Source organism: Blastopirellula sp. J2-11 (genome assembly GCF_024584705.1).
Taxonomy (GTDB): Bacteria; Planctomycetota; Planctomycetia; order Pirellulales; family Pirellulaceae; genus Blastopirellula.
The window spans coordinates 1,004,587-1,029,320 of the sequence record NZ_CP097384.1 but is presented as its reverse complement, the minus strand read 5'-3'; the positions used below and the strand labels follow the sequence as shown (position 1 = coordinate 1,029,320).

General features: G+C 56.8%; 23 protein-coding genes. 18 read left to right on the top strand and 5 right to left on the bottom strand.

Annotated features, from left to right (window positions below; all coding sequences use genetic code 11):
* Window positions 1-159: 159 nt before the first annotated feature.
* The 12 genes from M4951_RS04340 (at window position 160) to M4951_RS04285 (ending at window position 12,563) form a co-directional block, all read left to right on the top strand.
* Window positions 160-1,110: a bestrophin family protein gene (locus tag M4951_RS04340; RefSeq protein ID WP_262025258.1), complete on the top strand. Its 951-nt coding sequence runs from the start codon at window positions 160-162 to the stop codon at window positions 1,108-1,110.
* Between the two features lie 395 nt (window positions 1,111-1,505).
* A complete protein-coding gene (locus M4951_RS04335) occupies window positions 1,506-2,468 on the top strand; it encodes a DUF1559 domain-containing protein (protein WP_262025257.1) in 963 nt (320 codons plus the stop codon).
* A 1-nt stretch (window position 2,469) separates the two neighbouring features.
* Window positions 2,470-2,883, top strand: a complete 414-nt coding sequence (locus tag M4951_RS04330; protein ID WP_262025256.1) for a hypothetical protein — start codon at window positions 2,470-2,472, stop codon at window positions 2,881-2,883.
* Window positions 2,884-3,330: 447 nt separating this feature from the next.
* Window positions 3,331-4,434 (top strand): glycine cleavage system aminomethyltransferase GcvT, encoded by a 1,104-nt coding sequence (gene gcvT / locus M4951_RS04325; protein WP_262025255.1) that lies wholly within the window; start codon window positions 3,331-3,333, stop codon window positions 4,432-4,434.
* A 24-nt stretch (window positions 4,435-4,458) separates the two neighbouring features.
* Window positions 4,459-4,854 (top strand): glycine cleavage system protein GcvH, encoded by a 396-nt coding sequence (gene gcvH / locus M4951_RS04320; protein WP_262025254.1) that lies wholly within the window; start codon window positions 4,459-4,461, stop codon window positions 4,852-4,854.
* A 117-nt stretch (window positions 4,855-4,971) separates the two neighbouring features.
* Entirely contained in the window at window positions 4,972-6,339 is a 1,368-nt protein-coding gene (gcvPA, locus tag M4951_RS04315) for an aminomethyl-transferring glycine dehydrogenase subunit GcvPA (protein WP_262025253.1), read from the top strand.
* On the top strand, window positions 6,332-7,786 hold the full coding sequence (gene gcvPB / locus M4951_RS04310; protein ID WP_262025252.1) for an aminomethyl-transferring glycine dehydrogenase subunit GcvPB: 1,455 nt from the start codon (window positions 6,332-6,334) through the stop codon (window positions 7,784-7,786). Before gcvPA ends, gcvPB begins: the two co-directional genes overlap by 8 nt.
* Before the next feature lie 57 nt (window positions 7,787-7,843).
* Window positions 7,844-8,533: a biotin/lipoate A/B protein ligase family protein gene (locus M4951_RS04305; RefSeq protein ID WP_262025251.1), complete on the top strand. Its 690-nt coding sequence runs from the start codon at window positions 7,844-7,846 to the stop codon at window positions 8,531-8,533.
* A 399-nt stretch (window positions 8,534-8,932) separates the two neighbouring features.
* Window positions 8,933-9,610, top strand: a complete 678-nt coding sequence (locus M4951_RS04300) for an FHA domain-containing protein (RefSeq protein ID WP_262025250.1) — start codon at window positions 8,933-8,935, stop codon at window positions 9,608-9,610.
* Between the two features lie 215 nt (window positions 9,611-9,825).
* Window positions 9,826-10,392 carry an RNA polymerase sigma factor gene (locus M4951_RS04295; RefSeq protein WP_262025249.1) on the top strand — a complete coding sequence of 189 codons (567 nt, stop codon included), beginning with the start codon at window positions 9,826-9,828 and terminating at the stop codon, window positions 10,390-10,392.
* Entirely contained in the window at window positions 10,373-11,161 is a 789-nt protein-coding gene (locus M4951_RS04290; protein ID WP_262025248.1) for a hypothetical protein, read from the top strand. The genes M4951_RS04295 and M4951_RS04290 overlap by 20 nt, the downstream gene beginning before the upstream one ends.
* Window positions 11,162-11,300: 139 nt before the next feature.
* A complete protein-coding gene (locus M4951_RS04285; RefSeq protein WP_262025247.1) occupies window positions 11,301-12,563 on the top strand; it encodes a PQQ-binding-like beta-propeller repeat protein in 1,263 nt (420 codons plus the stop codon).
* Window positions 12,564-12,905: 342 nt separating this feature from the next.
* Here M4951_RS04285 and M4951_RS04280 read toward each other — a convergent pair whose 3' ends face one another.
* From M4951_RS04280 to M4951_RS04270, 3 genes are read right to left on the bottom strand one after another with little or no spacing between them, the layout of a single operon-like run.
* The gene (locus M4951_RS04280; RefSeq protein WP_002651316.1) at window positions 12,906-13,178 is read right to left on the bottom strand and encodes a DUF4404 family protein; all 273 of its coding nucleotides are present in this window, start codon (window positions 13,176-13,178) and stop codon (window positions 12,906-12,908) included.
* A 40-nt stretch (window positions 13,179-13,218) separates the two neighbouring features.
* Window positions 13,219-14,319 carry a PDZ domain-containing protein gene (locus M4951_RS04275; RefSeq protein WP_262025246.1) on the bottom strand — a complete coding sequence of 367 codons (1,101 nt, stop codon included), beginning with the start codon at window positions 14,317-14,319 and terminating at the stop codon, window positions 13,219-13,221.
* 50 nt (window positions 14,320-14,369) lie between these two features.
* Window positions 14,370-15,338 (bottom strand): S1C family serine protease, encoded by a 969-nt coding sequence (locus M4951_RS04270; protein ID WP_262025245.1) that lies wholly within the window; start codon window positions 15,336-15,338, stop codon window positions 14,370-14,372.
* Between the two features lie 326 nt (window positions 15,339-15,664).
* Here M4951_RS04270 and M4951_RS04265 point away from each other — a divergent pair, with 326 nt between their 5' ends.
* The 4 genes from M4951_RS04265 (at window position 15,665) to M4951_RS04250 (ending at window position 20,184) form a co-directional block, all read left to right on the top strand.
* Window positions 15,665-16,585 carry an SDR family oxidoreductase gene (locus M4951_RS04265; RefSeq protein WP_262025244.1) on the top strand — a complete coding sequence of 307 codons (921 nt, stop codon included), beginning with the start codon at window positions 15,665-15,667 and terminating at the stop codon, window positions 16,583-16,585.
* Window positions 16,586-16,730: 145 nt separating this feature from the next.
* The gene (locus tag M4951_RS04260) at window positions 16,731-17,945 is read left to right on the top strand and encodes an argininosuccinate synthase (protein ID WP_262025243.1); all 1,215 of its coding nucleotides are present in this window, start codon (window positions 16,731-16,733) and stop codon (window positions 17,943-17,945) included.
* 187 nt (window positions 17,946-18,132) lie between these two features.
* On the top strand, window positions 18,133-19,236 hold the full coding sequence (locus M4951_RS04255; protein WP_262025242.1) for a serine hydrolase domain-containing protein: 1,104 nt from the start codon (window positions 18,133-18,135) through the stop codon (window positions 19,234-19,236).
* Window positions 19,237-19,422: 186 nt separating this feature from the next.
* Window positions 19,423-20,184: an SUKH-4 family immunity protein gene (locus tag M4951_RS04250; RefSeq protein WP_262025241.1), complete on the top strand. Its 762-nt coding sequence runs from the start codon at window positions 19,423-19,425 to the stop codon at window positions 20,182-20,184.
* A gap of 319 nt (window positions 20,185-20,503) precedes the next feature.
* Here the strand turns inward: M4951_RS04250 and M4951_RS04245 are convergent, their stop codons facing one another.
* Window positions 20,504-21,709 (bottom strand): DUF6268 family outer membrane beta-barrel protein, encoded by a 1,206-nt coding sequence (locus M4951_RS04245; RefSeq protein ID WP_262025240.1) that lies wholly within the window; start codon window positions 21,707-21,709, stop codon window positions 20,504-20,506.
* A gap of 577 nt (window positions 21,710-22,286) precedes the next feature.
* Here M4951_RS04245 and M4951_RS04240 point away from each other — a divergent pair.
* Both M4951_RS04240 and M4951_RS04235 read left to right on the top strand, forming a co-directional pair.
* Window positions 22,287-23,237, top strand: coding sequence for a DUF1559 domain-containing protein (locus M4951_RS04240; protein ID WP_262025239.1), 951 nt, complete (start codon window positions 22,287-22,289; stop codon window positions 23,235-23,237).
* A 22-nt stretch (window positions 23,238-23,259) separates the two neighbouring features.
* Window positions 23,260-23,706 carry a hypothetical protein gene (locus M4951_RS04235; RefSeq protein WP_262025238.1) on the top strand — a complete coding sequence of 149 codons (447 nt, stop codon included), beginning with the start codon at window positions 23,260-23,262 and terminating at the stop codon, window positions 23,704-23,706.
* Between the two features lie 235 nt (window positions 23,707-23,941).
* Here M4951_RS04235 and M4951_RS04230 read toward each other — a convergent pair whose 3' ends face one another.
* Window positions 23,942-24,661 carry an SGNH/GDSL hydrolase family protein gene (locus M4951_RS04230; RefSeq protein WP_262025237.1) on the bottom strand — a complete coding sequence of 240 codons (720 nt, stop codon included), beginning with the start codon at window positions 24,659-24,661 and terminating at the stop codon, window positions 23,942-23,944.
* Between the last annotated feature and the right edge of the window lie 73 nt (window positions 24,662-24,734).

Genomic DNA, 24,734 nt, shown 5'->3' with positions numbered 1-24,734 from the left:
TTGCCACGCCGGAGGGGTTGGCGGTTGATTGAGCAGGTTCCAGGTGCGTCTCGACGCACCCTACGAAACTTGCTTGTTGATGAGGGACGTTGTCGGTTACCCTAATCGGCTTGCGATTCGTTCGACTCCCCTTCCCTGCTTTAGAAAAATCGATTCACGATGATCGTCACCGAAAAAGATAGTTGGCTGCGGATGATCTTTGCGATTCATGGGACGACCATGGATCGGATTTGGCCGCGGTTTGGGGTGGTGGTCGGCTTTTCGATCTTCACCACCACGATTGCGTTGGTCTTTCCGGGGCATGCTTATACGTTGACGATGGCGCCGTTTACGATTGTTGGTCTGGCGCTGGCGATCTTTCTAGGCTTTCGCAATAACGCCGCTTATGACCGCTATTGGGAAGGACGCAAGTTGTGGGGGCGGATGGTCAATGTCTGTCGCAGCTTTACGATGCAAATCAATACGCTGATCGGCGACGAAGGTTCGACCAGCGTTTCCTCAGCACCGGCCCCAGACCAACGCCGCATGGTGCTGCTGATCATTGCTTACATTAACGCGCTGCGGCATCGGCTGCGTGATACGGACGCGACGGAAGAGATGCGTCAGCGTCTCGAAGATCCGCAGGAAGCGGCCAACTGTTTGGCGCAAGACAACATCCCGGCGGCGATTGCGGACCGCATCTCCCACGGTATCAACAACGCATGGCGCGACGGGCGCCTGAACGTCTTCCACGTGTCGCTATTGCATCAAAACTTGACCGAGATGATCGGGATCCAAGGAGGTTGCGAGCGCATCAAAAGCACGCCGATTCCGTTTACCTATAGCGTGCTGACCCACCGGACCGTTCTGTTGTACTGTCTCGCGTTGCCCTGCGGACTGCACGATACCGTCGGCATCTTGACGCCGGTCGTGGTCGCTTTGGTGGCTTACGCCTTCTTGGGATTGGACGCGGTCGGCGACGAGATCGAGCAGCCGTTCAGCATGGATGACAACGATCTGCCGCTGTTGCAGTTGACCACGATGATCGAAATCAACGTGCGGCAGCTTTCAGGTCACTCGGCGGAAGAGATCCCGCCGCCGATCGAGCCGGTCGATCACTTACTGATTTAAGCAGAAGCGGGCGATCCGTTCAGCAATTGCTTGACGGTGAAAGCTGGTTCTCGATCCCGCTATCAATGAAGCCCCCTGGATTGCCGGACGCTTTGAGGATATTGCAATAAATAGCCCTGTCGTTGCGCTCACTCGCTGCTTCAGAGACTGTTCTCCCAAGAACACTGTAACTTAACTTTCTTTTTGTTGACTTTGCACACAATCGACTGCTAGTTTCACAGCAAACTTGATTCCATCGCTGAAAGGATCCCTTCCATTCGTCGGAAGCATCATGATCCCAGCTCAGGCAATTTCAGCGACAGGACCTTTGTTGTTTGTTCCGATTCCGTCCGGAGAAAGCTATGCATTTAATTGTTGCGAGATCGCCTCCCACGTCATTGCAGAAGAGTAAATGCTTGCGTGGATTTACGCTGGTTGAGTTGCTGGTCGTGATCGCGATCATCGGCGTCTTAATCGCCTTACTGCTTCCAGCGGTGCAGCAAGCCCGCGAAGCTGCTCGTCGCATGTCTTGCCAAAACAATCTCAAGCAAATGTCCTTGGGACTGCAGAACTTTCACGACACCTATCGCGAATTCCCCGACGGATCCCAGGGAGGCTGGGGACCATCTTGGGCCGCCTATCTGTTGAATTTCACCGAACAGCAAAATCAAGCTGACCAGCTTGATTTCAATGCTTTTTTCAGCCCTGGACTCGGCACCAAGGTCAATGACATCCCGCTCGATAATTATCTGCCGGAGTACATGACTTGCCCTTCCAGCAACCTGCCGCGTTTTAAACTCGAACCGTACCTCAATACCTACAATCGTGGTCACGGCACCTACGCCGGCATCACCGGCGCCTATCCTGATGGCGCAGCGCACGGAACCAGCCGCACCGTTTATATCCAGCGTTACAACGGCTATCACGTCGGCGGCGGGATGCTCATTCCGAATAAAAAAACCAAGATGTCGGAAGTGACCGACGGTACGAGCAACACCTTGATTCTCGCAGAGCAGTCAGCGCCGACGTTCAGCAGCACCGGCGTCGCCAGCGATATGCGCAGCTCGGGCTCCTACGGCTCGTTCCAAGGCGCCAACACGAGAGATGACATTAAAGAAGGAAGCGATTGGGACACGGTGCTGCAATACCATCGCGCGTTTAACGTCATCACGGTTCGTTATCAGATCAACTCGCTCACTTCACCCGGCATGAGCACGACGGCCGGCGGCCCCAACAATAACGTGAACAGCTCGCATCCCGGCGGCGCCCAGTTCGCCCGCGTTGACGGCAGCGTCGCGTTCATTCCCGAGACGATTAACTTTGACACGCTTCGCAACCTCTGCACTCGCGACGACGGCGAAGTCTTAGGGGAGTACTAAATTGAAAACGATCCTCCAAATTGCGTTGCTGATCAGCCCGGCATTGCTGAGCCTGGGATGCGGCCCTTCGTTCTCGGATACTACCGTCAAAGGCGCCGTGCGATTCCAAGGCGAATCGCTCACCACAGGCCAAGTGGTGATCGAAGCGAACGGCCGCGCCTACGTCGCACCGATCATTGATGGTCAGTACAACGTGCAAACGCCGAGCTCCGTTCCCTTTCCTCCCGGCGACTACAAAGTCACGGTGATCCCGCCGGACCCCAAGACGGCGATCGACCCCAAATCGGGCGAGATCGTCATTGTGGAACGCGTGGATGAGAGCAAGTTCCCCAGACGGTACCGCAAGCTAGAAACATCGGGACTGGTCGTCGAGATAGTGGCCGGGGAAAATATCTTTGATATCGAGATGAAGTAGCCGGCGACGTCAGGTGAACAAATCCAGATCCGCTGACTTCCACCGGTCAGCGCTGATCTCAAACAATCGGAATAGGCCGCTGGCAGATGCCGGCGGCTTTTTTTCTGGATCGGGCGACAACTCTCGGTCGGGCCAGCGAGCCCCAATTGTCACGTTTGGTGCAAGTCCTGTTTATCGAGAACGGTAAACCACACGCCACTTCGCCCCTAGCACTGTGGGCGCAGTGGGTTACAATTTGCCGGTACTATTGATCTTTCGCTAATTGGCATCTGAGCATTGTCGAGCGTCGCTCTCTTGGAGCGCGGCGTTGGGCGCCCTTCTCTCTCGCGTCGCAAAAGTGTGATTCGAGAGCGATCTGGTTGTGCGCGAACAGTATTTGCGACGCCAGCCGCCTTGTTGCCTTGTATCCTGCGAAAATCCATTGGTCTCAAACCACCCTGGAGCAAGATGACGCTCGCCAAAACGCCTCTTTATGATTGGCATCACGCCGCTGGCGGCCGCTTGGTCGATTTCGGCGGCTGGTCGATGCCGGTTCAATACAGTTCGATCATTGACGAGCACAACGCGACGCGCACCGCGGTCGGCATGTTCGACGTCTCTCATATGGCCCGCTTCCGCTTTGATGGGCCTGGCGCCGGCGATTTCCTCGACAAATTGCTCACTCGCAAAGCCTCGGTCGTGCCGATGGGCAAGATCCGCTACAGCCTGGTCTGTAACGACGAGGGGGGAATCCTGGATGACGTTCTGATTTACAATCTGGGCGAAGGGGATAACCAGTACTTTTGGCTCGTGGTGAATGCCGGAAATCGCCAAAAGATCGCAGCTTGGATTGAGCAGCATCTCCCCGATGAAGGGGTCGTCTTTACCGACCACACGCATGAGACGGCGATGATCGCGGTCCAGGGGCCGAAGGCGATTGAAGCGGTTCAACCGCTGTGCGACGTACCGATCCACGATTTGAAATATTACTCTGGCGCCCTGGGCACGCTTTGCGGCGAGCCGGCGCTGATCAGCCGAACCGGCTATACCGGCGAAGATGGGGTCGAAGTGACCGTGCCGGCCGCCGCGGCGATCGCGATTTGGGACCAGATTTTGAATGCCGCCAAGCCACTCGGCGGGCTGCCGTGCGGGCTGGGGGCACGCGACACATTGCGTCTGGAAGCGGCGATGCCGTTGTACGGACACGAACTGTCCGAGTCGATTGATCCGATCACCGCCGGCCTGAAGTTCGGCGTCTCGTTTGATCACGACTTTATCGGCAAAGACCGATTGGAAGCGGCGCGTGACGCCGCGCCGCCGATGGTCCGCGTCGGCTTCCGCTGTGCGGATCGTCGCGTTCCGCGTGAACATTGCACCGTGCACATCGGCGACCAACAAGTTGGCGAAGTGACCAGCGGCACATTCTCGCCGACGCTGAACCAACCGATCGCGATGGGTTATGTGGATCCTGCGATTGCGGTCAGCGGCACGGCGGTCGAAATTGATATTCGCGGCAAACGCGTCACGGCCGAAGTCGCTCCGCTCCCTTTCTATTCTCGTCCTCGCACCTAAAAAACCCTCCAGGAGACGCTCAACGTGGACCCTTCTCAACTGCTATACGCCAAAACGCATGAATGGGCCTTCGTCGAAGATCAAGACGGCGGCAAAGTAGCGACAGTCGGCATCAGCGCCTTCGCGATCGAAGCGTTGACCGACCTGGTTTATCTGGAACTGCCGAAAGTCGGCGCTCAGACGACCGCTGGACAACCGTTCGGCGAAATCGAATCGGTGAAAGCGGTCAGCGACGTTTACGCTCCGGTGACCGGCGAAGTGATCGCCGTGAACGAAGAGCTGCCGAACAAACTGGAATCGTTGAACGACGATCCCTACACCGGCGGATGGATCGCCAAGATTAAGATCACGGACGAGAGCGGTCTGGCCAACTTGTTGGATCAGTCCGCCTATGAAAAGCAGTGCCAGGAAGAAGGCTAGTCCTTCGCTGTCACGATCGAATCGCCGCCGGCAAATCCATGCCGCGGCCGGCGCCTCGAGGCGTCCCTTCCCTTAAGGCGATCACGCAACGTCAAATATGGACCAACGCGAAAAGTTATGGCTTACTTATTTAACACTCCCCAAGAGCAGCAAGAAATGCTCGCCTCGATCGGCGCGGCTTCGATCGAAGAGCTGTTCGAGCAAATCCCGGCGTCCTTGCGTCTCGGTCGTCCTCTCGACCTGCCGCCAGCGATGGGTGAACTGGAATTAACCCAGCACTTGGCGACGTTGGCCGCCAAAAACCAAGGCCCCGGCGACAAGGTCTGCTTCTTAGGGGGCGGTAGCTACGATCACTTTATTCCCGCGGCGGTCGACGCCATCGCTTCCCGCGGCGAGTTCTATACCTCCTACACTCCCTATCAACCGGAAGTGTCGCAGGGAAACTTGCAGGCAATGTTCGAGTACCAGACGCTCATCTGCGAGCTGACCGGCTTGGACGTTTCCAACGCGAGTCTGTACGACGGCGGCAGCGCCATCGCCGAAGCGGTGATCATGAGCATGAACACCATGCGTCGTCATGACAAGATCGTCGTCCTCGGCAGCGTCCACCCCGAGTATCGACAGATTCTGGACACCTACTTTGGCCCGCTTGGCACGCAGATTGTCGTCGTTCCGACGCCCGGCGGAACCGTCGATCCGGCCGAAGTCGCGGCGGTCGTTGATGATCAAACCGCCTGCGTCGTCGTTCAGTCTCCCAACTTCTTCGGCTCGCCCGAGCAAGTTCAGGCCTTGGCCGACATCGCCCACGCCAAAGACGCGCTGCTTGTCCAATCGTTCGATCCGCTCAGCCTGGGTGTGATCAAACGTCCCGGCGACTTGGGCGCCGACATCGCCGTGGCCGAAGGGCATTCGCTCGGCTCGCCGATGCAGTACGGCGGCCCTTACTTGGGCATCATGGCTTGTCGTGAAAAGTTCGTCCGTCGCATGCCGGGCCGCATCTGCGGCGAAACGGTCGATCGACGCGGCAAGCGCTGCTGGGTGTTGACGCTGCAAACGCGCGAACAGCACATCCGCCGCGAAAAAGCGACCAGCAACATCTGCACCAACCAAGGCCTGTTCGCACTGCGGGCTTCGATCTATCTCGCCTTGATGGGTCCGCATGGTTTGCAAGATGTAGGCGAGTTGTGTGCCCGCAAGTCGCATTACGCCGCGACGCAGATCGCGTCGCAAGAGCGGTTTGAACTGGCGTTTTCGGCGCCGTTCTTCAAAGAGTTTGTCGTCCGCGATTTGCAAAATGACGTCGCGACCGTCTTGGCTGACGCGTCAGAAGCAGGATTCTTCGCCGGCGTTGCGCTGGGAACCTGGTTCCCCGAACTGGCCGACTGTTTCCTGGTAACGGTGACCGAAAAGCGAACTCGCGTCGAGATCGACGGTCTTGTGAAAACCTTGGCCCTGACCACCAATCGGACGACGATCCATGCGTAATACACGATCCACTCATCTGTTGACCGAACTTTCGCAACCGGGTCGCCGCGCTGTGGTGATGCCCCCGTGCGATGTGCCTGAGACGCCGCTGAACGAATTGCTGCCGGCTGACGTTCTGGCCGAGAGCCCGCCCGCTTTGCCGGAACTGGCCGAACCGGAAGTTGTGCGTCACTACACAAACCTGTCGACGCTCAACATGTCGGTCGACACGCATTACTATCCGCTCGGTTCATGCACGATGAAGTACAACCCGAAACGCAACGAGCGACTCGCTTCGCTGCCGGGCATCGTCGACTTGCATCCCTATCAGCCCGAAGATTCGCTGCAAGGGATCCTGCAGTTGCTGTACGAACTGCAACAGTTTCTGACCGAAATCTCCGGTCTGCCGGCGATCTCGCTGCAACCGGCCGCCGGCGCTCACGGCGAATGGACCGCGCTGATGTCGGCCGCCGCCTACTTCCGTTCGATCGGCCAAGAGCAGCGCAAGCTGGTGTTGTCGCCTGACAGTTCGCACGGCACCAACCCGGCGAGCGCACAGATGGCCGGGTTCACCGCGGTCACGGTCCGCACGGTCGACGGCGCGGTCGACATGGACGACCTGCGCAGCAAGTTGAACGACCAGGTCGCTGTCTTCATGATCACCAACCCGAGCACGCTCGGCTTGTTTGAGACGCAGATGGCCGAAATCGCCGACGCGGTTCACGCCGCTGGCGGTTTGATTTACCTGGACGGCGCCAACATGAACGCCGTGCTGGGAATCTCGCGTCCCGGCGACATCGGCGCCGACATGATGCACTACAACCCGCACAAGACTTTCAGCGGTCCTCACGGCGGCGGTGGTCCCGGCGCCGGTCCGATCTGCGTCGCCGAGAAAATCGCGCCGTTCCTTCCTTCGCCGATGGTGGTGAAAGAGGGAGACCAGTACCGACTCGACTACGATCGTCCCGAATCGATCGGGCGCGTCCGCACCTTCTTCGGCAACGTCGGCGTGTTGGTGCGGGCCTACTGCTACATCCTGTCGTACGGACCAGACGGGCTAAAAGCGGTTTCGGAAAACGCGGTGCTCAACGCCAACTATCTGCTGAGCAAAGTGAAACACTTCCTGCCGGTTCCGCACGGGCTACGCTGCATGCACGAGTTTGTGGCCTCCGCGGCGAAGTTGAAGCAGGAAAAAGGGGTCACGGCGATGGATATCGCCAAGCGACTGCTCGACTATGGCTTCCATGCTCCGACCGTTTATTTTCCACTGACGGTGCCAGAAGCGATGATGATCGAGCCGACCGAAACGGAAAGCAAAGAGATGCTCGACTCCTTTGTCGAGATCCTCTTCCGCATCACCGAAGAGCCGGCCGACCTATTGCACGATGCGCCCCATACCACGCCGATCAGCCGACCGAACGAAGTTCAGGCGGCGCGGCAGCCTTGCCTGCGGGCCGTGTGCGGCTAGGTCGGTCCTATGGCGGTTCGCCTGATTGAAAACGCTTCCCACCGCGGAAGCTGGAATATGGCGGTCGACGACTCCTTGCTGGAGTCGACCGCCGATAGCCGGACGCCGACGCTCCGGTTTTATGAGTGGAGCGCGCCGACGCTGTCACTCGGTTACTTTCAGAAGTATGCCGATCGCTGGTCGCATCTCGAAAGTCGCGACGCGGCCTGTGTCCGTCGCGCTTCTGGCGGCGGCGCCATATTGCACGACCAAGAGCTGACTTACAGCTACTGCGTGCCGACGGCCGATCCACGCAGTTCTTCGGTGACCGGGCTGTTTGATTTGTTCCACCGCGCTTTGATTCGAACGCTGGAAAATTTAGGCGTGACCGCCACGATTTGCGGAAACCCACAAAAGAGCGGCGGCGACGCTCCCTTTCTCTGCTTCGAGCGCCGGAGCAGTGTCGACGTAATCATTGATGGATACAAGGTTTGCGGCAGCGCCCAGCGCCGCGGCCGGGGCGCTGTACTGCAGCACGGCAGCATCTTGCTGGCGCGATCCGAGAAAGCCCCTCAGCTTCCGGGCATTGCCGATCTTGCTAGCACGCGAATTTCGCCCTCTGAGCTGCAAAAGGCTTGGCTGTGGGAACTTAGCAACGCTCTGACGATGAATTTTGAAGTTGGTCCGCTGACCAAGGCCGAGTCAGCGAAAGCCGTAGAGATTGAAAGAGAGCGATTCGCTGCGGTCACATGGACCGAGAAAAAGTAGAAATTGCACCCATCGGAAGATAAATCTCCTTTGACCGCAACTTTACGGCGGAGTATTATGAGTCTGGCGAAAACGCCATGCTTTTGCCGATAATTAAGAAAGAAGAAGACGATTGAAGGGAGTGTGAAGTTTTCAGAATTAGAATCACACCCCCTCAGATTGGTCATTTTTTCTGGCAATCGCCAGCAGTACGCTAAGTAGCTAATCACTCGCCTATTCCTACTTATCATCCGGCAAGTGAAGATTCCTTTTCCACCAGGCATTCGATCGCGATCGATTTGATTGCGTTCGGGTTGTCTCCCAAATCCTATTCGCGGTTTTGTGCCCACATATTTCAGCCCGTAATTATTTCGTTCAGAGATTCTCGGGGGCGGGACCAATGCGAAGGAAGGATTGTCGATGCAAGTAATGTTAAGGGTTGTTCGAGGACCAAACTCCGGCAAGGAATTTAAGATTCCGGTCGATAGCTTTGTCATTGGACGCGGCGATGGATGTCACCTGAAACCGAAAAGCGACATGATCAGTCGCAAACATTGCGAGCTGCGCGTCGCCGACTCGAAGCTAGTGATCGAAGATTTCGGCAGCAAGAATGGCACCTTCGTCAACAACGAACAAATAAGCGGCACGGTTGAATTAAAAATGGGGGACGAACTTCGCGTTGGTCCGCTCGAATTCCTCGTGTTGATTGATCATTCGCTCGGCGCCGCTAAACGGCCCCGTGTGAACAGCGTCAAAGAAGCGGCCACGCGTGTCGCAGAAGCAGGCCTGAACGACTCCGATGTCGCCGGCTGGCTGGCCGAAGCGGACGAAGAAGACCGGCTCGACCGGATCGACAATCCGGAAGGTCGCCAGTTCCGCATCGGCGAAACGGTCTCTGTCGAAGACTTCGACGAAGACATGGAGAATCCGACCAGCGAAGACGAAGAAAGTTCTTCGACCAAGTCGGGCTTTATGGGAATCTTCTCGGGCCGCAAGAAGAAAGAGTTTGGCAAACTGCCGAAGATTGACAAAGACGAAGCGTCCAATAGCCGTGATGCGGCCCAGGAAACGCTGAAAAAGATGTTCGATCGACGGTAGTCGGCCTCGCATGGCCAATCCAGAAACGAAAAAAGCCGGCGTTACGCCGGCTTTTTTACGTTCCGCCTGCCATAATAATCTCAAGATGCGCGTTCTCGCAGCGAAGTACGAACAGGCCGCGACCGGTCTCAAAATCGTACCGATTCGCGTGAAACCCCGGTCGATGTCCCCAAGTAAGCTTGACTGAACGGAAACGCCGCGGAAAGGTTTGGCCGTTGACCTCCGACATTTGCCTGTTGGTCGATCAATGCCGTGCGGGGGATGATTCCGCCATACGGCAGTTTATCGACCTGTTTCGACATAAAGTGTATGCGCTCTGCTTCCGGATGGTCGGAGAGCACCACGAAGCCGAAGATATGGCCCAAGAGACGTTCGTGCGCGTTATCCGCAGTTTGCATCACTGGGATCGTGAACGTCCGCTGGAGCCTTGGATTTTGACAATCGCCGGCAATCGCTGCCGGACGTTGTTGTCAAAACGAAAAAGGCGGCCTCAAGCCCACCCCATTGAGGAGCATGTCGCCGATCATCGACCTGACCTGCAGCCGGCCCAAATTTTGGCGGAAGAAGTTCATTTGGCCCTGCAGCAAGTCCGGTCGGAATACCGACAAGCCTTTTTATTGTTTCATGAACATGAACTGAGCTATATCGAAATCAGCCAGCAACTGGGACGACCGCTGGGAACGATCAAAACTTGGGTACATCGAGCACGGAGGGAAATGATTGCTCGACTTTCGCAAAGAGGGGTACTAGAAGGGCGTGAAGATGAAATACGTCGAGTTTGAAAACCAACTGCAAGATCTGCTCGACGAGCGACGTCTCTCCGATGTCGGTCAACTGCTGGCGCGCGTCGATTCGTCAGATCGCGATCGCTGCGAGCGCCTCGCCGCCGCCTATGACACGCTTTTCGACGGTCTAGAGTCTTGGAATCAGCCGTCCGGCGACGATGTTCTGGCCGACCGCGTGATCCTTCAAGTCCAATCTCTGTCGGCCGTCCTTCCCCCCTCCGCCGAAGATCCTGCCGAGGAAAATCCGGCGATTTTCGCCCAATCTGGCGATTGGCTGCCGATCGCCGCGCTCTCGCTGGCCGCATCACTGCTCATCCTGGCGTTCATCCCCTTCTCGCTCCGCCAGGAAAAAGATGACCGTATCGAAACCTACGTCGCGACCACAGAGGGGCAGCCTGACTTGAATCTTGCGGTGAACGACGATTCGCTCGAACTACTCGATTGGGAAGACGCCAAGTACGTTTCGCCGGTCCGCTCTCCCTTTGATCTGCCATGGGAGCTCACCAGCGATCTGGTCGCTTCGACCACGACCGCCCCCCGCTTACCGCTCGACACCAGCTCGTTGGCCGTTACATCGATTGATGCGAACCCCTGGTTCGATACGGTTCAACACCGCTTTCGCCCCCTGACGCAATCGATGGGATCGGCGCTGATGGTGATCAAAGACGTAACGCTCCCCAATTCCTCTAACCGCAACAGCTCCGAAGTCAAACCTCAGGCACGCGGCGCAGCGCTCCCCATTTCGTTGGGTCACCGCGTTACTTAATGCGCTAACCATCTGCCTTGACTCCATTCTGGCGCTGAAATCGCCCTGTTTTGCTAGCCAGACAGGGCGTTGCGGGTTACATTGCCAAGCGACCTACTTGGTTTCCCGCCTAACCCTCTTTCCCACCTGAGCGCCGTTGATGAATCGTTTTCGCCTACTCCCGCTTGCGCTTTTCGCGTCCTTTGCGGCCGCCTGCTCCACTCCGTCCTTCGCCGAAGAAGCTTGGTCACGGTTTCGTGGTCCTAACGGCAGCGGCCTGGCTGCCGCCGTCGATCTAAAGCTTCCTTACAGCGAAGCGGACGATCTCTGTTGGAAGACGTCACTCCCCGGCGTTGGCAACTCGTCGCCGGTTTTGTGGGGCGACAACGTGTTTCTGTTGAGCGGCGAAAAAGATGGCTCGTTCGTCTACGCGATTTGCCTGAACGCCAAAAGCGGCGAGCTCGTCTGGAAAAGAGACCTTGCTTCCAGCGGCTATCGGTTGCACTCGAAAAACACCTTTGCTTCGACAACGCCGGCGGTTGACGCGCATTCGGTTTACATTACCTGGAGCGACGGCGAGCAAACGACGATGGCCTCGCTGACGCATGACGGGAAACTCGAATGGACCACCGATCTTGGCCCCTGGGTCAGCCAGCATGGATTCGGCGTTTCGCCGATGCTGTATGACGAGTACGTGATCTTGCCGCTAATGCAGCTGGGCAATCCCAACAAGTTGAACGGACGCAAAGAGGCGCAAAGCCGCGTCGTGGCGCTCGATCGTGCGACCGGTCGCATTGTCTGGGAAGCTGCTCGCGACGGGGATGTCGCCGCTTACTCGGTCCCTTGCTTGTATCAAACGAAAGATGGCCGTGACCTGCTGATCTGCTGCAGTTCGGCCCATGGAATGGCCGCTCATAATCCGATGAACGGCGATCAGGTTTGGGCGAACCCGGCGTTTAAGATGCGGAGCGTTTCGTCACCGGTTGTCATTGATGGAGTCGCCTACGGATCTTGCGGATCAGGCGGCGGCGGCAACTATGTGGTCGCGGTCAATCCGGAAACGGGCGAAACGCTCTATCGCTTTGAGCGTTCGGCGCCATACGTGCCGGGCGCCGTTGGCAAAAATGGCTTGACCTACCTCTGGTACGACAAGGGAATCGTCACTTGCCTCCGCACCGCCGACGGCGAAAAAGTTTGGCAACAGCGTATCGGCGGCAACTATTCAGGCTCGCCGATCCTCTGCGGTGATCGCCTGATCAACATCAGTGAAGAAGGCGAAGTCGTGATCTTGGCCGCAGGCGATGCGTTTCAAGAGCTGGGACGGTTTTCGCTTGGCGAAGGAAGCAAAGCGTCGCCAGCCGCTGCGAACGGCAAACTCTACATCCGCACCGATTCGCAGCTGTTCTGCCTGGGTGAAAAATAATCCTCGGACCGCAACAAACAACGGGAACGCTCGCCCAGCCGACACGATGCTTCGTCGCTCGAAGCGCGAGTATTGAAGTTGCGCGTTTTGAGGTTGCGCTATTTGGCCGGACCTAGAGCGGTGGTCGCCGCGCCGTTTGAAATGGCGAAATGGCCCCGAACTGCATACCGGGAGCCAATGCCTCTTACGGCTGCGCCGCCGCGGATAGCGGAGCTATCGCGGCCAACCAGAGAAATAACGCAGGACTACGAAGAGAAGAAGCGACGCGTGTGCAGTTGCGCAACAAAAAAAGCGACGCTCTCTGCGTCGCTTTTCTGCGTTTGATCCAAAAATTGATTCGCTCTAGATCCCAGCGTTCCCCAGAATGTCGACCATATTGCCGACGATTCGGGTGAGTCCAGGATGCGAAGTCTCGAAGTCTTGCGTCGCACGGTTGAGATTGTCGACCAGCGACGGATGTTGCAGCGCTTCGGTGTTGTCGTGACGCAGCGCCTCGTGAATTTCTTCCATGGCGCCTTCCAGCAATCGACGCGTCTCTCCATCGATCTCGTCGATTTCACGCAACTCGGCCTGTAGTTCTTGGAGCTTCAGGCGCAGTTGTTCCGCATCAGTCATGACGTTCGTGTTCCCAGGGGGGCAGAATGAGGTATCAGAATCAAAGGGCTGCCGCACCGGTCGAAACGGTTTGCGGGGCTGCCTCTGATTTTAACCTCTGAACGACTTCTGACAAAATGCTGGCCGGAATTGCATAGCTGGCGACCCGTCCGGCGCGAGCGATATTGAGCCCGACCACTTTGCCATCAAGATTGACGACCGGCCCACCGCAATCCTCTGGTCGCAAAAACGTATCGTGCTGAAAGACCGTCGGAAATCCGCTCCGACGCGAGCTGAGCGGCCCGCCGAGATGATTCTGAAACTCGTGCCGAGCCATCCCTTCGGGGCCTTCGACGCCTGTAAAGCGATCTCCCAGGGTGCAAAGGAGGTCGACATTTCCATCGCCGCGCGAAATTGTCAGGCGAACTACATCGCCGGGCTGAAAACCGCGAATCGCCTTTTGCAATTCGCTAGCGGTCTGGATCACGACATCATTGACCGAACGAATCAGGTCACCGGCCAACAATCCCGACTTGTCCGCCGCGCTTTTGTCAAACACCTGCATTACGCGGGGTTCGCTCACGGCTTCTCCGACACCTGGCAGGCGAATGCCGAGGACGCCGAACTCGCTTTGAATTTGCCGAGCGGCGGAACTCATCACGCCGATCGCCAACGGCTCTTCTTTGGGACTGGTCGTCGCCAAGAGACTGCCAACCAGCGGCGCCGCTTCGACCATTTCGATTGGATTGAGCCCGGTGGCGTCGATCTTGATTAGCGCTACATCAAACTTGCGATCTTGCGCCGCAATCGTCGCGGCGAAAGTATCGCCGTTAGAGAGACGACAAATCAGCTTGTCAACATTTTCTTGCGCCAAAATTTGGCTGGCTTTGGTGATGACCCAACCTTGCGAATCGACGATCCCGCCCAACGCGACGCGTTCGTTGTCGATCAGCAACTCGATGGTCGAATCATGAGGTTCGGCGACGACTTCGCGAAAAGCGGCCATCACGCGGACGTTGCTGCGCTCGTTCACCTTCTGTAGGAAGCGAGCCATCATTCCTTCGTGACGTTCCTGGCCATAGGCGAACCCTACCACCGAGATCGTCACGAGCAACGTTGCGATGCTCCAAATTGTCCGCTCGCGCGAAAGTTTCGCCATCATCGTTTATCCCTCAACTTGGCCAGGAGAAAAGCAGAGAAAAGCCGCCAGGTCTAACCGCCGACTTCGCGAGCGTCTTTGATAATAACGTCGCTCAGCGTCAGAGTTCGCTCTCCACGCTGGACGATCAAATCGACCTGATCGCCGGGGCTGGTCTGATCGACTAGCAGTTTCAAATCATCAAATGATAAGGTTTCGCGTCCATTAAAGCGGACGATGCGATCGCCGACTTCGACGCCAGCTTTCGCCGCCGGAGAATTGGGGGTCACTTCGACAACGATCGGCGCCTTCTTCTCTTTGTCGCAGCGAACGCCCAGCATCGGGCGCGTCCCGGGCAATTTGCCCCAAACTTCGCCATCCGATAGCCGGGTCCAATTGTCAGCGTAAGCGTCTGACGGGACATGCATGTTGGCCGTGATTCGGTTGCCGATGCGACTGTTGATTCCGATCACGTCGCCATCCATATCCAACAACGGACCGCCGCTATCTCCCCCCACTAACACGCAATCGGTCGCGACCACATCGTCATAGGCGGCCAACACGCGTCCGAGTCGCAGCACCGGCAGACGATCTTTGACGTAACCGCCGGGATGTCCGGTCACCAGCACCCACTGACCCTCGCGAAGTTCGGCCGAATGGTCCATCTTGAGATGTTCGTACTTGCCCGGCGTGGTGATCTTCAACAAACCGGAGTCTATGCTGCGATCAGTGCCAAGCGTGATCGCTTTCACTTTCTTTCCATCGGGCAGCGTGATCACCGCTTGGCGATCTGGCTCACCAATCACGTGGCCTGCCGTCATCACGTACCCATCCTCGGTGACGATCACGCCGGAACCTTGGGCTCCTCCGACCGAAACGCCGACGGTGCAGGGAATCACTTTTTGGGCAACTTCCTGCACCCGTTTTTCAAGCGCTCGTAGTTCATTCAGACCGCTCGGCGCGTCGCCTGCTAAAACCTCAGCAAAGTGAGCCGTTTGCACAACGGTTGGTTCTGCGATGGTTGGTTTCGCTACGGTGATCACTTCTTCTGCGTGACCGAGCGAAACCCCACAGACCAAACACAGGAGGATAAGAATAGGGAGGGGTTGTCTCGTCTGATGCGTCATAATCCTACGTTTCCGCGATCGAGAGATTGGGGCTCTAGTTGGGGACTTTTATTATAGGCGACAATTCCGGCAAATTCGAAGCAAATCGTACAACACAATTTTACAGAAATTTGCTCAAGTGCGCCGCACTATTCAGAATAGTCGGTACGTAAGTGTTTTTGTAGTCGCTTGTTACAACCGGTCAAACCGTTAAGATCGACCAAGTTGAAGCAAACTACCAACAGGTCCCAGAAAGATCTTCCATGAGCACGGGACATTCTCGTCGGCTGATTTTCGGTTGCGGCTACGTCGGCTTGCGTGTCGCCCAAAGGTGGCGAAAACAAGGAGACAAAGTCTTTGCCGTAACGCGAAGCGCCGATACGGCCGCCCAGTTCACCGCTGACGGACTGCAGCCGATCCTTGCTGACGTGACCGACGAGGACTCGCTCGTCGAACTTCCTGCGGTCGATACCGTGCTGTTTGCGGTCGGTTACGATCGCACAGCCGGCAAGCCGATCGAAGATGTCTACGTCGCGGGTCTCGCCAAAGTTCTTGACCATTTGCCCAGCCATTGCGGCCGCTTGATTTACATCAGCTCGACCGGAGTCTTTGGCGACGCCGCTGGGCAAGTCGTCGATGAACAAACCCCATGCGATCCGCAACGTTCCGGGGGGAAAGCATGTTTGGCTGCGGAAGAATTGTTACGATCCCATCCCATCTGGCAAGCCAAACATGTTTCGTTGCGGTTGGCCGGCATCTATGGGCCGGGAAGAATCCCACGAGCGAAAGAGATTGCCGCCAAAATCGCGATCCCCACCCCCGGCGCCGGCGCATTAAATCTCATTCATGTGGACGACGCCGCGGAGACAGTTTTGCTGGCCGCCGCGCATCCCGAGCCCCAACCACTTTACATCGTCAGTGATGGCCATCCCGTTGAGCGGACCGAGTACTACGCCCAGATCGCGCGCAGCTTGAACGCGCCTGATCCGGTTTACGAAGCGGCCGATCCCCAGTCGCCGGCCGCACAACGAGCAGCCTCCAACCGCCGGATGTCGAACGCGCTGGCGGTCGAGCATCTCGGCTTGAAGCCCCAATATCCCGACTACCGAACCGGCCTAGCGGCGATCTTGGGGGACTCAGAAAATGGGGTCAGGTCCCAATTTCGCGGCGAAATTGGGACCTGACCCCATTTTCTGAGTCCCCATTTTCTAAGCCTTCCGCTCCCTTGTTCCCCGGCGAAAATCGGATCACAATGAACCCCTTCCCTGCGGGCCTGTCTTCCCGGCTGGGACCTTACTTTCCTTCTTTCTGCTGGAACGGTTTTCGCCAATGCCTAGCTGCGTACTTGCCTACTCGGGCGGTTTGGACACTTCGGTCATCCTGGGATGGCTGCAAGACGAAGGTTATGAAGTACACGCGGTTTACGTCGATCTGGGGCAACCCTGTGAAGACCGCCAAGCGATTCTGGAAAAGGCGAAGACCTGCGGCGCCAAGACGTCTCGCATCGTCGATGGCCAAGAAGAGATGTGCCGCGATTTCGCGTTCCCCATCGCCCAGTGGCAAGCCAAGTACGAGTCGATTTACCTGCTGGGCACGTCGATCGCGCGACCGCTGATCTCGAAAATTTGTCTGCAGGTCGCTCGCGAAGTGGGCGCCGACGCCTACGTGCATGGCGCGACCGGCAAAGGCAACGACCAGTGCCGTTTCCAACTTGCGGCCGAAGCGCTTGACCCGTCGGTCAAAATCATCGCTCCCTGGCGCATGGAAAAGTTCCGCACGCTCTTCCCGGGCCGCAATGCGATGATCAAGTATTGCGAAGAGAAAAACATCCCGGTCAAAGCGTCGATGGCCAAGCCGTACAGTTCCGACGAAAACTGCCTGCATATCAGCTACGAAGCCGGCAACCTCGAAGACCTGATGGTCAACGGCGTCGAAGCGGTCGACTTCGGCATGACCGTCTCTCCGCAGGAAGCGCCCGACCAGGTCGAGAACGTGAAGATCACCTTCGAGAAAGGGGTTCCGGTCACGGTCAACGGCGAGAAATGTTCGCCGCTGGAAGTCGTGCTGAAGCTGAACGAGATCGGCGGTCGTAACGGCGTCGGTCGTATCGACATGGTCGAAAACCGCTTCGTCGGCATGAAGAGCCGCGGCGTGTACGAATCGCCAGGTATGACGGTTTTGTACGACGCACTGCTGGTGCTGGAGCAACTGACCGTCGATCGCGACTTGATTCACCTGCGTGATCAGTTGGCCCCGGTCGTCGCCGAGATGGTTTACTACGGCTTCTGGTACGCTCCGAAGATGGACGCGTTGCTCGCCTTCGGCAAAGAGGCGATGAAGCATGTCACCGGCGAAGTAAGCTTGAACTTGTACAAGGGAAACATCATGGTCGATGGCCGCTCGAGCAAGAACAGCCTGTACGACGAAGGGATCGCAACCATGGAAGGGGGCGGCTCGTACGATCAGACCGACGCCGAAGGCTTCCTGCGCATCCAAGGTTTGCCGTCACGCGTGCAAGGACGTGTGACGCCGCGAGCTTACTAGTCGCACATCGCGAAACAAATTTTCCCACAAGACGCTAACCCAGCGTCTTGTGGCGTTTCTTGGCTTGAATATCACATCCAACGTCATGCGCTTGCTGATCGCCGCCATCCGAGGCGATAATGAGGATCACCTCAGACCCAAGCGTCACGACAACTCCCCTCCCCACTGCAACCCTCGGAGCCCCATCATGCAACGACGACTGCTTCTCCTCCTGCTGACGCTGGTTTCTCTCTTCCTGTCAGGCATCGCGCTCGCTCAGGAAAAGATCGTTTCGAAGACCGCGTTGCCGCGCAGCACGCCAGAGGCCGAAGGGGTCTCGTCGAAAGGGATCCAAAAATTCATCGCAACGGCCGACAAACAGGTCAACTCGATGCACAGCTTCATCCTGGTCCGGCATGGCAAAGTGGTCGCCGAAGCGTATTGGGCTCCAGAGGCGGCCGACAAACCGCATGTCTTGTGGTCGCTCAGTAAAAGCTTTACTTCGACCGCCGTGGGCTTGGCGGTCGCCGATGGTAAGTTGAGCGTGGACGATCACGTTTTGAAATTCTTCCCCGATCTGGCGCCGGAAGATCCCTCTGAAAATTTACAGGCGATGCGCGTGCGCGATCTGCTAACGATGAACGCCGGTCATCAAGCCGAACTGAACTGGCGCGAAACTCCTCACTGGGCGAAAGCGTTCCTTGAACATCCCGTTCCCCATAAGCCGGGCACGCACTTTCGATACAACACGCCGGCGACTTACATGTTGTCCGCGATCGTGCAAAAAGTGACCGGCGAGACCGTCTTGGATTATTTGACGCCGCGGCTGTTTACGCCGCTGGGGATCGAAACGCCGGTTTGGGACAAGAGCCCGCAGGAGGTTTCGATCGGCGGGTATGGTCTTTATCTGCACACCGAAGACATCGCCAAGTTCGGGCAGTTGTACTTGCAGCGCGGCAAGTGGAACGGCAAGCAGATCTTGCCGGCCGAATGGGTCGATCAGGCGACTTCCAAACAGGTTCCCAACGGCGACAATCCCGATAGCGATTGGAACCAAGGTTACGGTTTCCAGTTCTGGCGCTGCCGTCACAACGCATATCGCGGCGACGGCAAAGATGGGCAGTTTTGCATCGTCATGCCGGAGTTGGACGCCGTGGTGGCGATCACCGCCAACTCGGGAGACATGCAGGCCGAACTGAACGTCGTCTGGGATCAGCTGTTGCCTGCACTGCATGCCGAAGCGCTGCCGGCAGACGTGAAAGGGCTCGCCGAGTTGCAAGCGACCATCGCCGGCCTGAAAGCGACGCGATGATTTGTGCATGCCGCCAATTTTCGTCGCATTTTTAGCGTTACCTAAGAAAGATATTGGCTATTTGCCGATGGAGATCCAGAAAATGTCTCCCTTTCACCACGCCGCTATTCTGGGTAATCGCCTGCCTCGGCTGAGGCACGACACCCCCCATCGTAACGCTTCTCATTTGCGATATCGGAGTCCTACATGGCGGAAATCGATCTCTCGGGCCTTTCAGCTCTCTCTGTCGAAGAACGCATCCAACTGGCCCAAGCAATCTGGAAAACGATTCCTCCTGATCCGGCGACAAGATCGCACGATCAGCTCCCAGGAACCGCCGTCGATACGTGGCGCGTTCCGGGGCTTGATGTGGAGTCATGGATTTCGTTCTTTGGCGCCGATCAGCTGACCTACTTGCATCCGTCCGACGATCAATTGCGGGCCGATGTGCAAGGCTTTCTACAAACATTCGGGCTCCCCCACACCATTCAATTTGTCGGCGCCCAAGACTTTGAAATCTCGTTCGCACCGCTCACCAGTCCGATCGTCGGCTACAACTCGCTGATCGGCTGGGGCATCTTTTTCGATTCCGAGCTCGATACTCGCTTGGGCGAACAATTAGTGATCGGCCAGGAAGATTCGATAGCAGGAGTCGCGTCGTTGTGCGTCGAACGGACTACCGGCGTCGTCAGCCGATTGGACATTACCGTCGCTCCTCCGCAAACGTTGGTGAACTCGAGCGTTTTGCAATTGGGTCAATCGCTGCAAGCGGTCGTCGAGTGGTCGCAAGAGCGAGAACAGTTCCGCACGATTCCTGCCGACTTTACGTCGCAATTGGAACAACGCCTGCGCGCCATCGATCGCGCCGCTTTCGCCGCTGCGGAGAATTATTGGCCGAACCTGCTTGCGACAACCAACCTTCGAAACAGCGTCTGGCGCGTTACTAGTCAACAGGGTTCGACGCAGTAGCGGCGTATTCTGGTAGGCAATTTGTCTTCGTAGCCGCTGCACAAGTTTTGAGGTTGCGCTATTTGGCCGAACGGATTCCAGGTGTCCCGGATAGCTCCGCTATCGGGGCCGACGAAGTCGGTAGGAGGCATCGGGCCGCAGTTGGACTTACTGCGGTAGTCGCTGGACCATTTGAAATGGCGAAATGCCGCGAACTACTTACGGGGGAACCAATGCTTCCTACGGCTGCGCCGCCCCGATAGCGGAGCTATCGCGGCCAACCAGGCAAAGAGCACAACTTCAAAATGCGCCAGCGAAGAAATGCGATGCTCAGCCGCTGTTATCGGCTCCAGCCAATCGACAGCGACAACAGCGCGCCGGAATCGATGCCGATTTGGTCCATTCGATCGCTGGAAAAGCCCTGGGCTTGAAAGATTTCGCGATCAAACAGATACGCGCCGGAGAGATCGGCCGAAAAGCCCCAGCACAGTTCGCGCCGCAGTCCGATGGTCAGGCGCTGATCAAAAAAGTAAAGCCGATCTGCGTTGTCGGCTCGGCCTGAGAGAAGATAGATCTTGTTGTTGACCGAGTAACCGCCGTAGACGACAACCTTCGCTCCCAGCTCTTGCTCCACCAACAGGTTGACGTTGGTCAACGGCGTGTAAGTGAACGAAAACGTGCGTCGTTCGGTCGGGCGATACTTCAGCGAGAACGGCACGCCGATGTTCATTTCCAACTGTTCATTCGGTCGCCAAACATAGGCGAGGCCCGGCAACGGAAATTGAATCTGGCCGGTCGGCGAATAGAACAAGCTGAAGTTCCAAGAGTCGCGCCCATCGTGCCAAGGGATGTTTAAAAAGGCGACCGCTGACAGGGTCATGTCGTTAATGTCATCGAACGGCTCGTTGGTCGCCGTGCCGACGCTCATCATGCCGCCGGCCTGCCAACCGTTGGCAAGTTCGCGAAAGTGGGTGACGCCAAAGTTGATTTGATAAAAGCGATCGGGGAGCGGCACGCCTGAGTCTGGCAAGATTGCGTCAGAGTTGATATCCAGTTGATCGTAATTGAACGTCGCCGCCCAGATCCGTCCTTCCTGCATCGAGATCGGCAACGTCAACGACGCGAGAAAACCGCTCATCGTGATGTCGCCATTTTGGCGGCTCAGATTTTGCTCTGGCGCCCAGAAGGCGTATGTCTTCAATGGGTCGCGTTGCTTCCCACCGAACCCCTTCTTTTTCACCGGCTGCTTCGCTTCGTCTTCGACAAAGCGCATTTCTTCTTCAAAGAATTCGGTTTGCGGATCGGCCGGTAGCGTATAGGCGGCTTCTTGATACGGCGATGGAGCTTGATACGACTGAGCCCAAGGGACGTATTCGGTCGGCGGAACATCCTCCGGTGCGACGTCAAAATAGCGAACGTGGTCGGATGGAGACGCCGGAGGCGGTTGATAGTGAGATTCTGCCGGCCAATCGTACGTCTGCGCAACGGCGATCCCCTGACCGCTGCAGGCGCAGACCGCTAGCAATACGATGATCCGTCGATTCATAATGGGCCGAGCATCCCTTCTCGTTTTGACGCGCATTGCGAACAGTACTAGATACTGCAGTCAGCGTCAAAGGGTTTCCGTTCGCCATTTCGCGCAAACCCAACCGCATTCATCTCAAAATGGTGGATCCGAATGCCGTGCTACGAAAAAAGCGCCGGGGCACGGAGAACGCACCAATCCCAACGGAGCGTCTCAAGCAATGACGGACTCCGCGGATGGAGCTGCGGATGATTCTGGACTTCATCCTGCATCGCGGTCGGATGTCTTGCTCGTCGGCGACTAACATGATCGCTTCGCAGGCGATTCATTGCGAGAGTTGAACTCGCTTTTTGGGGCTCGTCAGCGTCGCCACGGCCCGACTGCAGAGGGGAAAAGAAGGGACAGGCCGCCGAGCCAGCCTTTTCAATAGTATATGGCAATTGGAAAATTTTACAAATATCGATACATCTGAGTATGTATAATAACGAGGTGAGATTATCCGGAAAGTTCGCCAATTTGATGCGATTGGCTGAATCTCGCCCCCAATCATCGCTCATCATTCTTATAAATCGATCCTCTTATCGTCCGGAGCTTGGACATGAAACGTCAGCGTACTGTCAACGGTTTCACGCTGGTGGAGCTACTTGTAGTAATCGCCATTATCGGCGTTCTGATCGCACTTTTACTGCCTGCGGTGCAACAGGCGAGAGAAGCGGCTCGGCGGCTTCAATGTCGTAACAACAAAAAGCAAATTGGCCTGGCCTTGCACAACTATCACGACACCCATGGCGTCTTCCCTTCTGGGAACCTGACCTTGGAAACGAACTATCCGCCTAAATCGTCCTCGGACCCCGCAGGCACCATGGCGCCCTGGACGGTGCTCATTCTGCCATATCTCGAACAAGGCAATCTGCATAGCCAATTTGATTTTACGACGCCGTTTTCTTCGCATATCAATCAGACGGTCGCCAATTCGTCTGCGCAGAACACGCCTAATCCGGCGTTTCAATGTCCCAGTTTTCCCCGTTCGGAAGGGGATTTGTTGAAGAACAATTATTTCGGCGTGATGGGAGGAATCAACGTTAACGGAGATCCGCCGCGTCACGAACTGAGCGGCAGCGTCAACTATCGAGTATTTGACAATGGACTCTTATTTCAGAATTCGAAGATCGGCTTCCGAGATGTCGTCGACGGAACCACGAACACGTTTATTGTCGGAGAAACGATCTATCAAATCACATCGTGGAGTCCTCCACCAACAGGGCACGGTTGGGCGCAAGGAGCACGGACCGATAGCGGCAGCGCTGGCTATCTCAACAATGTGGCCGGTACCGAGAACCCGATCAACCGTGAGTCTGACCTGGTTGACGCCGGTTGGCACGTTCACGCCATCTGGCAGTCAACCTTTAGCAGCGATCATCCCGGTGGATGTCACTTTCTGCTCGCGGACGGATCAGTCCCCTTCATCAGTGAGAATATCAATCTCTCCATTTACCAACAGGCAGGCGTCCGTGATGACGGTTCTCCCCTTGGTAGCGTGACTCAGTAAAACTTGTAGAAGGTCGGATGATATGCTGTTTACTACGCTTACTTCGTCGTGTCAGGCGATGCTGATCTGCGGCGCTGGATTATTGCTGCTCGGCTGTGGGGCTAAGGATAATTACAACCGCGTGATCATCGAAGGGACTGTCGAATACGAAGGGAAGCCGGTTCCTAAGGGAGCCGTTTGGTTCGTGCCGGATATCTCGGTGGGAACGGACGCCCCGACCGGCTTCGCCGTGATTCAAGAAGGACGCTACAAGACGCTGCAGAGCAAAGCGCCCCTTGCCGGTAGGTACACGATAAAGATCACCGGACTCGACGACGTGCCTCCGACGCAGGAAGAACTGGCGGCATGGGGCAACGCGAAATTCCCCGGGCACCGTCTTTTCCCAGAATATAAGGTGGAACGCCAAATCAATGCGGATTCGACTCAGCTCGATTTCCAAATTCCCTCGAAACCGGCAGGGCGGCGCTAGTAGGCCGCAGTTGCTAGAACAAAAATGACCCGAGAAATCAACGAGCCGCTTGTCAAGCGCCGAGAAAGCTCCGATTTGAAGGAGCATGACGCGAAATAATTCAACTGCCGCCAATGACGTCAAACAAGCCCTCGCATGGCGACGCCAATCGGCTTATCTGCTTGCGATGTGGGCTTTCTGTTCTTAAGCACGAACGCTGCAGGAAATGCCTGCAGCGGAGCACGACGTTGCCTTGTTACTTCTTCGGCAGCGCCTTCTGAATCACTTCGGCCACATGCTTGCCAAGCGCTTCATTCGCCGCCGCATTGAAGTGGACGTTTCCATTTTTCGTCTTCCACATATCCTGGTTTGGCTTTACGAAGCTCCATAAGTCGTCGACGATCACGTCGGGGTGATTCTTCAACACCAACAACGCGGCGTTGTTGTACTTGGCGGCGTAGCCAGGGATGCGGCCGCTGGAGCCTTCTGCCGGCACCGGCGTGGTATTGCGCCAGATCAGGGTTGCGCCCGTTTCCTCAAGTCGGGTGACCAGCTTCTCGAGGTTCACCATGTATTGATCGACCGGCACTTGCATGTGGGAGAGCGGGTCGCGGATGTCGGCGATTGCTGAGCTCTCCCCTTTCACATGCTTCAAATCGTGCAGTCCCCAGTTGAAATGAATCACATCCCACTTGCCGTCTCCCAGCCACTGGTCGATATGCTCTAGCCCTTGCTTGGTTGAAGAACAGTTGGTCGGGGGGCGATGAACGTTGGCGATCCCTTTCAGATTATCACGCACCTGCAACGTATAACCGATCGAGATCGAATCGCCGAGCAACAACACGCGCGGCAAACCAGCGACATCTTCGATCGGTTCATAGGGATCCCGTTTGGCTGTTTTCGTTTCGGCAAACAACGGCGCGGCTAGACCGGCGACGAGCAACAAGATGAGCGATCGGGAAACTAGCGTAACCATCAGCAACTCCTAGGCGGGAAAAATCAGGCGGGATCGAAATAACCAGTCAAAATAACGCGGCGGCAAAAAAGCG